The organism is Pseudoalteromonas sp. GW168-MNA-CIBAN-0100 (assembly GCF_040309225.1).
In the GTDB taxonomy this organism is placed as follows: domain Bacteria; phylum Pseudomonadota; class Gammaproteobacteria; order Enterobacterales; family Alteromonadaceae; genus Pseudoalteromonas; species Pseudoalteromonas arctica.
This window is the reverse complement of record NZ_JBEOOL010000054.1, coordinates 1-10,069: the sequence shown is the minus strand read 5'-3', so window position 1 is coordinate 10,069 and position 10,069 is coordinate 1. Positions and strand designations below refer to the sequence as shown.

Genomic DNA, 10,069 nt, shown 5'->3' with positions numbered 1-10,069 from the left:
TGTGAAGAATCAAACTGAATATCAGCCCCAAGCTATTTAAAGAAAGCTTGAGGCTGGTTAGAAGAGATGGTATCTACGTACTATAACTTTAAGCTGCGCTTTAACTAATTCCTAAATACTTATGTACTTGTATTGATAGGCGCCAGTTTTTGGCAATGCAGGTGTCGATTGCTAATTTAGTTGCTGATACTTTTTGACTAATTGGCTGCAAATAAACAAGCTTAGGATTAACGCCTGTTTTAGCAAATAATTCTTCTAACTCTTCTACATGCTTTTGCATGGCAACGGGGTGTTTAATTTCGTTGGCACGCTTCATAGCGCTGGTAAGTACTTCATAACCGCCGCGCATATTGATTTTTGGCGATACCGTTACCCATGTTTGCTCTGGGGCGAGTATTTCAAACGTGCCGCTGGTTTCTATTTGTGTACTAAAGCCGTGTTCGTGTAATAAGTTACATACTGGATTTAAGTCGAACATACATGGCTCGCCGCCAGTAATTACAACATGCTTTGCGGTGTAACCACGTGATTGAAACAACGCTAAAATTTGCTCTGCACTGGCGTTAGCCCAATGATCTGAGTCGGCTTTTTTTTCTACGGTTTCGTCCAGCGATACTTTATATACATTATCAACATCCCACGTTTGCTTGGTGTCGCACCAAGAGCAGCCTACAGGGCAACCTTGCAGACGTAAAAATATTGAGGGTGTGCCAGTAAAGCTAGCTTCACCTTGAATGGTTTCAAACACTTCATTAATTTTGTACAAAAGAGATCTCACTTACTACCTAGCAGCCAAATTGCTACTATTAAAAAACCAAAAAGCGCTGTGCAAAAATTGTTATTTAAGCTGCGGCCGTGTAGTATATCGCGCCCTGATATAAACCTCTATTAAAACTAAGAGCAAAACAGATATGACGCAAAAAGTAGTTGTTATTTATTCCGGCGGTATGGACTCATTTACCGTATTAAATAAAGCCCTGCAACAAGGCCATGATGTATATGCCCTATCATTTGACTATGGTCAGCGTCATGTAAAAGAGCTTAAAGTGGCGGCAAGTGTGTGTGAAAAATTAAACGTTCCACACAAAATTGTTGATATTTCGGCGATTAACCAACTTATTGGTGGCTCATCACTTACTGATGATATTGATGTGCCTGAAGGCCATTACGAAGAAGAAAGCATGAAAAGTACGATTGTACCTAATCGTAATATGATTTTGCTTTCGCTTGCTGTTGGTTACGCGGTATCACTTAAAGCTGGCCAAGTTTATTACGGCGCTCACTCTGGGGATCATGCTATTTACCCTGACTGCCGTCCTGAATTTGTGCAAAAAATGGATGATGTGTGTCGTATTGCAAATTACGACGCTGTAGAAATTTTTAGCCCATACTTAAACAATACTAAAATTGGTATTTTAACCGACGGTATTGAAATGGGTTTAGATTACAGCCAAACGTGGACTTGTTATAACGGCCGTGAAAAGGCCTGTGGTAAATGTGGCGCGTGCCAAGAACGCCTTGAAGCATTTGCACTAAATAACATTACAGACCCGTTAGAATACGAATAAGCACCAATTAATTAGTAATACAATTGCTGTAAACAAGAAAAGGCTATCATCGATAGCCTTTTTTTGTTTGTCTAATTTTAACGTAGAGATTACAACCAGCGTTTTACGCGCGCTTTATAGGCGGTAAACTCTTCGCCAAATAATTTAGTGAGCGCACGCTCCTCGGGTATTATTTGAAAAAACGTTAAATACGCAATAAACCCTATAATACATAAAAGTGCCCACAAGGAACTTAACCAAATACCCCACCCTGCTAAAATAAATGCAAAACCTACGTACATTGGGTTACGCGAAATCCGATAAATACCGCTAGTAATAAGTTTTGACGCTTGCTCAGGTTTATTAGGGTTTACAGTGGTGTTTGCTATTTTAAAACTCACCACCCCTGCAATACAAAAAACACACCCTATAATGACCAAACTTGCTGCTAAGTAGGTAATAAATGCGGTGAAATCAATAACACTGTAATGCGCAATAAGCGCCATTATGCCTGCAAAAAACAGCACAACAATAACGGGAGGTATTTTATTATTTAACATGGCAACTCACTGTATTGGCTAAAGTATGTTTATTATATGGAGATTAGGGCGTGTTGTTCTTTGGTGATTGAATTTGCAGCAGTATGTTTGGTTTTTAGGCAAGGCAGAGCCTATGTAGTGTGGCTATCCCCCATAAATAGGCGATAACGCAGCATAAAGACCAAACATGCGCTGCCCTTTGGGTTCTTTCTAGGGACGATTAACTCTTTGTTGCTCGGTTTTTACTTAGCCCACTAGGTTACAAACCTCGCGCCGCGATTTAATCGCCCCTAGATTGAACAAATTTCAATCCACAAAGATTAACACGCCCTAGCCATTAAACAATATCTAAAGTGTATAAATGATGAACACGCTCAAACCTGAGCTTAAGTAAAGTATACAAATTAAGTTACAATTGTCAGCTTTATCAAAAGCGCTTAAAGGTTATACTTTAACCATAAACGAATAATAAAATGATAAGGAATGAGATTATGTCTGGAACTACGATGATTGTACTTATTGTGCTAATTTCGGTTGGCTCAGGAGTGGTTTACGATATGTATAAAAAGCATCTTGAGTTTAAGCATAAAATGCAAAACAACAACAGCGATGCCCATAAACAATTAGCTGAAACAAATGCACAAGTGCTTGCATTAAAAGAGCGTGTACAAACACTTGAGGCTATTGTTACCGATTCAAGCTTTAGCGTTAAAGATGAAATTAATAAGCTTTAAATTGTTATAAGTAATTTGGATATAAATGTGCATTTTCTGGCTGCTCAATGCCATGAGCAGCTAAAAACCCACCAATAGCTTGCCCGCAGCCCTGTGGTGCTCGCCCGCTGTCTATCTCAAAATTTAACTGATTAGCATGTTGCTTACCCATAGAGCAAAGCCCTACGGTACTTGGCGAGCGCATAGCGATACTTAAGTTACCTATTTGCTCAACCACAACGTGTTTACTAAAGCGGGCAAAACCTTTGTACTTAAATTGCTCGTTTACGTAATCATTGCTTGTGGCTACTAATGCTGTAATTAAGGCGTGTAAAAAGCTATTAGCGGATGGATCTTCTGTTAAAAACGCGATTGTTTTTTTATTAAACTCGCTAAGTTGGCAATCTTCACACAACAGCTCAACAGTATATAAATGTTGCTCGGCTATTTGCTGCTGACTTTTAAGTTCAATACTTTTTCCTGCAAATACAATACGTTTAAGCACTTCATCAACACGGCTTTCAGTACTTTCGCTTTTAACAAGCTCAGGGTTTTGCGCCATTACCGGTAAGTCGTGATGGTTATTAAATGGCGTACTTGTTGCGCCGCTTTGCATTAACTGAAAAAGCTCTCTTACTTCATGTTCACGCGCTACTTTTAACGCTAAAAATGCAGTTTGAATAAGTTCTGAAGTAGGTAAGTTTTCCTCTACTATCCAGCGTCTGCCAAATAATAGCTTTTTGGCTTTGCCTTCATTTGCAGATGCACTTTTTTGATAGTTATCTGGGCTCAGCACTGCTACTTGCAGGTAAATTTCTTCACCTTTTTGTGCAGCAAGCACCCTAAAGTGAGCCGAAAATTCTATACTTTCAAGCACTTCGTTTACGCTTTCAAGCGTGTGCTTGTAACGTAAAAAATGTTGTGGCACTACCCAGCTACTATTAGCCAATTGCACAAGGGGTGCATAAGAAATAGGTTGCTCGTAACTGTGTTGCCATTTTTGCTCATTGCTAAGCAAATGATTAATGTGACTCTTGTTATCTGACATAAATAAACCAAATAAACTCGCGTTGTGCGATATAAACTATGAACACATTACGTCGTCAATGTCGTAATTAGATCACATGTACGCCCTACTTTCGGGCTTTTTTAACTATCGGTGAGTTCTTGATAGTCTGTTATAACTTTTTGATAGTATGGCTTATCTTTATTGAGCATTTTATTATAATGATTTATGAGTTGGCGCTGGTACATAGCGTGTTCTGCACTAGCAAAGTCCCACATTTTATTACCGGTGTGACTAATCTCATTATTGCTACTAAAGCTCACTTCAATCACTTCATAAAAACGTTTGTTGTCGTAAACTATTTGCTCACTTACAAGCCCTAAACCTAATTGCTTTAAACCGACTCGCAACTTATAAGTGTGATGCACTGGGCACAAAATAAAACGAACATTATTCAAATGCTCCACTGCATTATTAGCAATAATTTGTTGTATTAAACTTAACAACAGCTCACCGCCAACACCTGCGATTACAACTACTTGGCTTTTACTTTGAGCAATTTCAATTTTGCCTACATCCTGACATAAGACCTGCCACTGCGGATTTTTATTACAGGTTTTTTGTAATTTATTAATAGATGATAATTGCGTTTCTAGGTCGTTCATTAAAGTGGCGACTATATCTACAAAAATAACCTGGTTTGCAGCTGCGCGTTTTAATAGCGCCATGCCTAAATAACCATGGTCGCAGCAGCAATCCCAAATAATATCGTGATGCTGCGAAATTAATGTATCAATGGCAGTTAGGCGTTTGCTGAGCTTCATTTAATCAGCAGATTGTGACGTTTTGTAGATAAGTGCTTTTAAGCTTCTGTCGCTGTCTACTTCAATAAAACGCTCGGTAGGGGCTAGGCGCTCAACAAATTCAATTGCGCCTTGGGTGTGCTCGTTTATTAACGCCTTAAACGCCTCTTCGCTAAGCTCTGGGCTATTAGCGCACAATAACAATTGTGTGGTATCGCAAAGTAGCTCTGGCAACCTGCGCAGCACTTTTTGATAGTCTTTAGTTAAAATAAAGCTGCCTTTTTGAAAGCTTGGCGGATCAACTATTATTAAGTCAAACGGGGCTGCTTTTTTTAGTTTTCCAAACGACTTTAAAATATCGTGAGGTAAAAAACTTACGCCACGCTCAAAACCATTTAATTGATGGTTTTGCTTGCCGACTTTAAGTACACCTTTGCTCATATCCATATTCATTACATGATCTGCTCCGCCTTGCATTGCTGCAAGCGAAAACCCACACGTGTACGAAAATAAATTAAGCACTTTGCCATGCTTACTATTAGCCATTACAAACTCACGGCCGCTGCGCATATCGGGAAATATTCCGGTATTTTGACGGCTCTGTAAATCAACCAAAAAACGAATGCCGTTTTCGGTTACAACATGCGGGTTAGGTAATTGCCCATAAACCACGGTGTTTTGGCTTTGTACGCCAGCGCGTTGCTGATACACAAGTGAGCTAATAAGCTCTGGCTGGCTTTTTTGTACCCACTGCCACACAACATCGGTAAGCTCGCTTAGTGTTTGTTCGTCAATTTCGTCGTACGAAACCAAAAACAAACTTGGCGGATAAAAGTCTAAATTAATATGACTTAACGCCTCAACACTATGGCCACGGCCATGAAAAACACGGCACAGTTCATTTTTTAAAATTGGCGCATCTTCAAGCGCAGTAATAAGATGAGTAAAGTTTGCTGTCATTTTTAATTAATCAACTGTTGTTGTAGTTCATGTATTTCATCGCGAACAGAGCCCGCTTTTTCAAATTCTAGGTCGCTTGCGTATGCATGCATTTTGGTTTCAAGCTGCTTAATTTGCACTGTAATTTCTTTCGCACTAAGTACCTTTTTAGAGTCTTTACGAACAAGTCTAAGGTTATCTTTAGGGCCGGCTTCTTCGCCTACATCCATCGCATCAAGAATCTTTTTGGCTAGTGAATGCGGTTCAATACCGTGTTCAATATTATAAGCATGTTGAATTTCGCGTCGGCGCGCTGTTTCGTCCATGGCCTTAGCCATCGATTTTGTAATTTTATCACCGTACAAAATAGCGCGACCATCTAAGTGACGTGCTGCACGACCAATGGTTTGAATGATTGAACGCGCTGAGCGTAAAAAGCCTTCTTTATCGGCATCAAGTATGGCTACTAGCGCCACTTCTGGCATATCCAGGCCTTCTCGAAGTAAGTTAATGCCCACTAACACATCAAACACACCCGCACGTAAATCACGAATAATTTCAACCCGTTCAACCGTGTCTATGTCTGAATGTAAGTAACGCACTTTTACGTCGTGCTCACTTAAGTAATCGGTTAAATCCTCAGACATACGTTTGGTCAAAGTGGTTACAAGTACGCGTTCACCCTTCTCTACACTTTTATAAATTTCTGAAAGTAAGTCATCAACCTGATCGCCCACTGGGCGCACTTCAATAAGTGGATCGAGCAAGCCTGTTGGACGAATTACTTGCTCTGCGATTGCACCCACACAACGGTCTAACTCAAAGTCGCCTGGCGTTGCCGATACATAAATTGTTTGTGGTGAAATAGCTTCAAATTCTTCAAATCGCAGCGGCCTGTTGTCCATTGCTGAAGGCATTCTGAAGCCATACTCAACTAAGTTTTCTTTACGGCTTCTGTCGCCTTTATACATTGCGCCAATTTGCGATACGGTTACGTGCGATTCATCAATAATCATCAATGCATCGTCTGGGAGGTAATCAAGTAATGTGGGTGGCGGATCGCCCGGCGTACGGCCCGATAAATAGCGGCTGTAGTTTTCTATACCAGAGCAATAACCTAGCTCCCGCATCATTTCTATATCGTATTGCGTACGCTGTGTTACGCGTTGCTCTTCTACTAATTTATTAGCACTGAGTAACTGGGCTCTTCGATCTTTTAGTTCTTCTTGTATTTTATCGATAGCACCGAGTATTTTTTCACGCGGGGTAACATAGTGTGTTTTTGGGTAGATAGTGGTGCGTATTATATGCTTTTCGACGGCGCCGGTAAGCGGGTCAAAAATACTCAAGCGCTCTATTTCGTCATCAAACATTTCTACGCGAATTGCGAAGGTGCTAGATTCTGCAGGAAATATATCAACCACTTCACCACGAACACGATATGTACCACGGCTAAAATCTATATCGTTGCGGGTGTATTGTATTTCAGCTAGGCGACGCAGCATGTCGCGTTGGTCTACTTTTTCGCCCACTTTTAAAAGTAGCATCATTTTCATGTATGATTTAGGGTCGCCCAAACCATAAATAGCCGATACCGACGCCACAATAATAGTGTCGCGACGCTCAAGCAGTGCTTTGGTCGCACTTAAGCGCATTTGTTCTATATGCTCGTTTATCGAGGCATCTTTTTCAATAAATGTGTCGCTAGATACAACATAGGCTTCTGGCTGGTAGTAATCGTAATACGATACAAAATACTCAACCGCATTTTTAGGGAAAAACTCTTTCATTTCCCCGTATAGCTGCGCGGCAAGCGTTTTATTGTGCGCCATTATTATTGTTGGACGGTTTAAATCGTTAATAATATTAGCCATGGTAAAGGTTTTACCTGTACCGGTGGCACCTAATAAAGTTTGGTGTGCAAGGCCTGCTTCTAATCCTTCGCATAGCTGCTTAATCGCTGTGGGCTGATCGCCTGCTGGTTTAAAATGTGATTTTAACTGAAAATGGTCGCTCAATTATTGCACTCCTGTAACGATTCGCCGCTCAGCGCTTCTAGTTTTTTCATAAACCATTTGTATGCCACTATTGCTGTAAATAAGTTACCTAAAGCAGCGCCAATAAATAGCCCTAATAATCCGGCTATTTCGTTGCCTACATAAGCAAATGGTACATAAAATATGAATAACCGAATGACACTTAATACCAATGCGTACATTGGTTTGTGTAAAGCATTAAACGATGAATTTGATAATATGATCACCCCTTGTAAGCCATAACTTAGCGGGATGGTATAAATAAAGAGTTTAATTACATCTATTACGGCTTGTTCTTTACCAAATAATTGGCTTATAACACCTGAAAATGCAATGAGTAATACGTAAATGGCAAATTGCCATACCATTACAAATTTTAGTGTGCCGGTATACGCTTCTTTAACGCGGCATAATTTGCCAGCGCCAAAGTTTTGGCTAACAAATGGCGGTAATGTCATCGATAGCGCAAGTACTAATATACTTGCAATAGATTCTATTCGGCTTCCCACTCCAAATGCGGCTACGGCTTCTGGCCCGTGATGCGCAACCATAGCGGTCATTACGGCCATTGCAACCGGTGTAAGCATGTTTGCGCCGGCAGCAGGCAAACCAATTTTTAATATTTTACGAATAGCGCCAGTCACTGTTTGCTTGCCTGCTTTTAGGCTCAACAAGCGTTTTTTAACCGCTAATATATATAAAATAATAACCACAGCAACCGACCATGCAATAACACTTGCTATGGCAGCGCCTTGAATACCTAAGGCAGGTATTGGCCCAAAACCAAATATCAGTATAGGGTCGAGTACGGCGTTTATCAGCCCTGCTCCACCCATTACTATACTTGGCGTTTTTGTATCGCCACTGGCGCGCAGTACCGAGTTACCAATCATTGGGGTTATTAAAAATACACTACCAATAAACCATATATTCATGTATTCGTGTATTAACGGCAATACTTGTGCGCCCGCTCCTAGCAAAGTAAATATGGGGTCAATCAGTAAATACCCAACAGATGACAACACAATAACCAGAACCACACCTACCATTAAAGAAATACTGGCGTCAAAACGTGCTTCATCTATTTTATTACTACCGAGCGCTTTTGCTATTACCGCCGATGTACCGATCCCCAGCCCTATTGCTAAGCTAATAACGGTAAAGGTAACCGGAAATGTAAAGCTCACCGCTGCAAGCGGCTCAGTGCCTAGTAAACTTATAAAGAATGTATCGACAATATTGAACATCATTAGCGTGATCATGCCGAATATCATCGGGATGGTCATCGTCTTTAATGTGGGCAAGATGGGATCGTTTAGTAAATCTGGGCGAGTCTGGGATTTTGAAATTGCGCGCATGAAATAAATAGGCCTCTTTTACTGAACGAATCATTTTAAAGCATCAAGGCAGTTCAAGCCACGGATTTATCACTACAATTGAAGTAATTAAAGAAGTAAAGATTCGAAAAAATAGTAAAGCTTAGTTTTTGCATCTTTTTGTTAAAATAGAGCCTAAACACACCAAAAACCAATTAAAACACATTTTTATAACTTTTATTACAAACACCCAGTGATATATGATGCTTTTTTACACAAAGGTACTGCTTGGTTTATCGTTACGAAAAAATTCCCTCATCGAGTTGCATACATTCAGCATCAAATCATAACCCATTGTTTTATATTGAATTAAAAATAGTGATTTAAAAGCTTGAAATCGTTGTAGCACCCTAAACCATTGGTGCCGATGATGTTCTTAAAGTTTCATAAACAGAGTTATCCACAGAAACCGTGGATAACTCATTCAAACCCGCATTTATAAAGGCTTTGAGAGAGCCTCCATTTTCGGTGATATCCAACCAATTGACCATTTGTTAATTGTGGCATTTTTATAAACTCACGCTAAAAACTGTAGCTCACCAATTTTTCTTCTTAACATAGTTGTACGTTAGGTATAAAAAAACGTTTAATACAAAGTTAAGTTATTGATTGCTCTATTTTTGAACGGATAAAACAAATACTCATTTTATACATAGTGATTAGATCACAATTTAGATCAAAAAATATTTCTGTGAATATATGCATAGGTATATTTTTAGAAAATTAAAACAAAAAACGAATTAAATACGAAAAATATCGCTAAGTAAAAAATGAGTTTTTATGTTTTTGAGTTGTTTTTTAATAACAAGCCACTTTAATACCGTGTTTAATTTAACCAATTTGAAGGCTCAGCAATAATAAAAGTCACATTGTTATTCTTAAATTTTTAAAAAAGTAACTTTAATAGAGCTATAAAACACGCAGATCGAACACAAAAACAACGAATAAACCTCTTTTTTCAATTTATGACTTTTATATGTTGACACTTTGCGGCGCGGTCATTAATATTTCGCCCCGTTGAAAGGCAAGACGCTTCCCCCTTAGCTCAGTTGGTTAGAGCGACGGACTGTTAATCCGCAGGTCCCCCGTTCGAGTCGGGGAGGGGGAGCC

9 protein-coding genes and 1 tRNA gene are annotated in these 10,069 nt (G+C 39.6%); 3 read left to right on the top strand and 7 right to left on the bottom strand.

Annotation, left to right across the window (positions count from 1 at the left end):
- Positions 1–100 precede the first annotated feature (100 nt).
- Positions 101–766, bottom strand: coding sequence for a 7-carboxy-7-deazaguanine synthase QueE (gene queE / locus AAEY62_RS19830; RefSeq protein ID WP_024591014.1), 666 nt, complete (start codon positions 764–766; stop codon positions 101–103).
- Between the two features lie 145 nt (positions 767–911).
- Here queE and queC point away from each other — a divergent pair, with 145 nt between their 5' ends.
- On the top strand, positions 912–1,568 hold the full coding sequence (queC, locus tag AAEY62_RS19825; RefSeq protein ID WP_007583902.1) for a 7-cyano-7-deazaguanine synthase QueC: 657 nt from the start codon (positions 912–914) through the stop codon (positions 1,566–1,568).
- Between the two features lie 89 nt (positions 1,569–1,657).
- On the opposite strand, the gene AAEY62_RS19820 is transcribed toward queC, so the two are convergent.
- Positions 1,658–2,107 carry a methyltransferase family protein gene (locus AAEY62_RS19820; RefSeq protein ID WP_007583901.1) on the bottom strand — a complete coding sequence of 150 codons (450 nt, stop codon included), beginning with the start codon at positions 2,105–2,107 and terminating at the stop codon, positions 1,658–1,660.
- A gap of 470 nt (positions 2,108–2,577) precedes the next feature.
- Between AAEY62_RS19820 and AAEY62_RS19815 the strand changes: the two genes are divergently transcribed.
- Entirely contained in the window at positions 2,578–2,820 is a 243-nt protein-coding gene (locus tag AAEY62_RS19815) for a hypothetical protein (protein WP_007583900.1), read from the top strand.
- Between the two features lie 4 nt (positions 2,821–2,824).
- On the opposite strand, the gene AAEY62_RS19810 is transcribed toward AAEY62_RS19815, so the two are convergent.
- The 5 genes from AAEY62_RS19810 to AAEY62_RS19790 form a co-directional block, all read right to left on the bottom strand.
- On the bottom strand, positions 2,825–3,847 hold the full coding sequence (locus AAEY62_RS19810) for a hypothetical protein (protein ID WP_350635876.1): 1,023 nt from the start codon (positions 3,845–3,847) through the stop codon (positions 2,825–2,827).
- A 101-nt stretch (positions 3,848–3,948) separates the two neighbouring features.
- Positions 3,949–4,629 (bottom strand): tRNA (adenine(22)-N(1))-methyltransferase, encoded by a 681-nt coding sequence (locus tag AAEY62_RS19805; protein ID WP_197117351.1) that lies wholly within the window; start codon positions 4,627–4,629, stop codon positions 3,949–3,951.
- Positions 4,630–5,568: a class I SAM-dependent methyltransferase gene (locus AAEY62_RS19800; RefSeq protein WP_197183501.1), complete on the bottom strand. Its 939-nt coding sequence runs from the start codon at positions 5,566–5,568 to the stop codon at positions 4,630–4,632.
- A 2-nt stretch (positions 5,569–5,570) separates the two neighbouring features.
- Positions 5,571–7,565 carry an excinuclease ABC subunit UvrB gene (gene uvrB, locus AAEY62_RS19795; protein ID WP_007583893.1) on the bottom strand — a complete coding sequence of 665 codons (1,995 nt, stop codon included), beginning with the start codon at positions 7,563–7,565 and terminating at the stop codon, positions 5,571–5,573.
- Positions 7,562–8,941: an MATE family efflux transporter gene (locus tag AAEY62_RS19790; protein ID WP_350635872.1), complete on the bottom strand. Its 1,380-nt coding sequence runs from the start codon at positions 8,939–8,941 to the stop codon at positions 7,562–7,564. The genes uvrB and AAEY62_RS19790 overlap by 4 nt, the downstream gene beginning before the upstream one ends.
- A 1,052-nt stretch (positions 8,942–9,993) precedes the next feature.
- Here AAEY62_RS19790 and AAEY62_RS19785 point away from each other — a divergent pair.
- Positions 9,994–10,067 (top strand) — tRNA-Asn (locus AAEY62_RS19785).
- Positions 10,068–10,069: the final 2 nt, after the last annotated feature.